Raw genomic sequence first — 1,920 nt, 5'->3', positions numbered from 1 at the left:
TATTTTCATCATAGTGTTTGGGTTTACAAAATCATAATTAACCAATTAGATGTTTGTAACCAATCAAATTCATTGCCAATTTATTGTGATGTAAGTTTATTAGTAATTAAACTTATTTTTATGTTAAGAATAGTGTTTAACGGCTGTTCTAAAGGTGTTACAATGAGCTTCAACCAAATCTTTTAACTTTTCGCTATAGCCTCCACCCATAGTTATAACTAGTGGTATATTGTAAGATTTGCAACGCTCAATAACCAATTCATCTCTCTGCTTCACCCCTGCTTTGGACAGGTGCATCTTACCAAGCTTGTCCCCTTTCATAACATCTACTCCAGCTTGAAAAAACACAAAGTCAGGGTTGATTTTAGTAACAAGTTCATCAATATTTTTACTTAAAACAGTCAGATAATCTTTGTCATTTATACCAGTAGGTAAAGCAATATCAAGGTCAGACTTCTCTTTGTGCATTGGGTAGTTGGCCTTGCCATGCATAGAGAAAGTAAATACCCTCTTATCATTTTCGAAAATCTTAGCGGTACCATTTCCCTGATGTACATCTAAGTCTATGATAAGAATCCGACTCGCTAACTTGTTATTAAGCAAATGAAGAGCTGCAATGGCCAAATCATTTAAGAAACAAAATCCCTCTCCATGTCCAGCATAAGCATGATGTGTACCTCCGGACAAGTTAATTGCAATGCTATGCTCTTTGGCGAGTAATGCTGAAGAAACGGTGCCAGCTACACTATTACGAGCTCGATTTACTGACATCTCGTTAACGGGAAGGCCAATCTTCTTTGCGGCTTTTATGCCAATTGTTAAATCTCTGAGCGAGTACCAGTATTCTGCCGTATGAACATCAAGAATTAGCTTTTCATCCACCAACCCAGGATCATAAACCTGCTCTTCATGAATGGTGCCTTCATAAACCAGCTGCTCTTTTACCAATTCATACTTTTCAATTGGAAAGCGATGTCCATCGGGCAGGGGATAAATATATTTATTGGAGAAAGCGAATTTGATCACCAGGCGATAGGCTCTTTATTTAGAAATGATGCAATTCCCTTCTGACAATCTTCACTGGCTCTAGCCTTTGCGTTCATTTCGGCAGCATAATGCAACCCATCTTCCAAAGTCATTGAAGGCACTGCAGCTATCATTTGCTTGGTGTAAGCCATAGATTGACCACTATTCTTTTCAATAAGCATTTTAGCAAACTCCTTAACTCTTGCGACAATCTCGTCTTTCTCAACCACTTCATTGATCAATCCAAGGTTTGTTGCTTCATTAGCGTCAATAAGTTCACCAGTTAGGAGCAGCTGTTTTGATTTCATTTCACCAATCTTTCTTAAAAGAAACACCTTTACAATAGCAGGAATAAAACCAATCCGTACTTCGGTATAACCAAATTTCGCTTCAGGCACGGTGAAAGAAAAATCGCAAACTGTAGCCAGGCCGCAACCTCCTGCAATAGCATGCCCTTCTATTTGAGCAATTACAACCTTATTTAAAGTATATATCTGATAAAACAGCTCCTTCAAATGACTGCTATCCTCCAGATTTTCTTCATAAGTGTTTTTCTGAAGTTGTTGCAGGTAGGCTAAATCTGCCCCTGCACAAAAGGCCTGACCGTTAGCTCTCAGCACGATTACTTTAGCTGATGAGTCTTCAGATGCTTGTTTAAATACTTCCTTCAGTTCTGCTACTACTTGATAGTTTAATGCATTTCTTTTATCAGGGCGATTAAGTGTAATATATCCAACCCTGTCTGCTACTTCATATTTTACAAATTCCATATCTACAATTCTAATGGTTAAATAAGAATTTCCTGTGCTCCATCATGATAAACGGAAGCATAATGAATACTTAATTGGTCACACTGCATTTTAAATTTATCAGCTTTATATCTAGAAAGCGAGC

Annotated in this window: 2 protein-coding genes; both read right to left on the bottom strand. The window is 37.7% G+C overall.

The window, feature by feature from the left end; translation table 11 throughout:
• Positions 1-123: 123 nt before the first annotated feature.
• Positions 124-1,026 carry an arginase family protein gene (locus E1140_RS00515; protein ID WP_185153329.1) on the bottom strand — a complete coding sequence of 301 codons (903 nt, stop codon included), beginning with the start codon at positions 1,024-1,026 and terminating at the stop codon, positions 124-126.
• Positions 1,023-1,796: an enoyl-CoA hydratase/isomerase family protein gene (locus tag E1140_RS00510; RefSeq protein WP_155177998.1), complete on the bottom strand. Its 774-nt coding sequence runs from the start codon at positions 1,794-1,796 to the stop codon at positions 1,023-1,025. The genes E1140_RS00515 and E1140_RS00510 overlap by 4 nt, the downstream gene beginning before the upstream one ends.
• Positions 1,797-1,920: the final 124 nt, after the last annotated feature.

It is taken from the genome of Fulvivirga lutimaris (assembly GCF_009711525.1).
Classification (GTDB): Bacteria; Bacteroidota; Bacteroidia; order Cytophagales; family Cyclobacteriaceae; genus Fulvivirga; species Fulvivirga lutimaris.
This window is presented reverse-complemented; position numbering and strand designations above follow the sequence as displayed.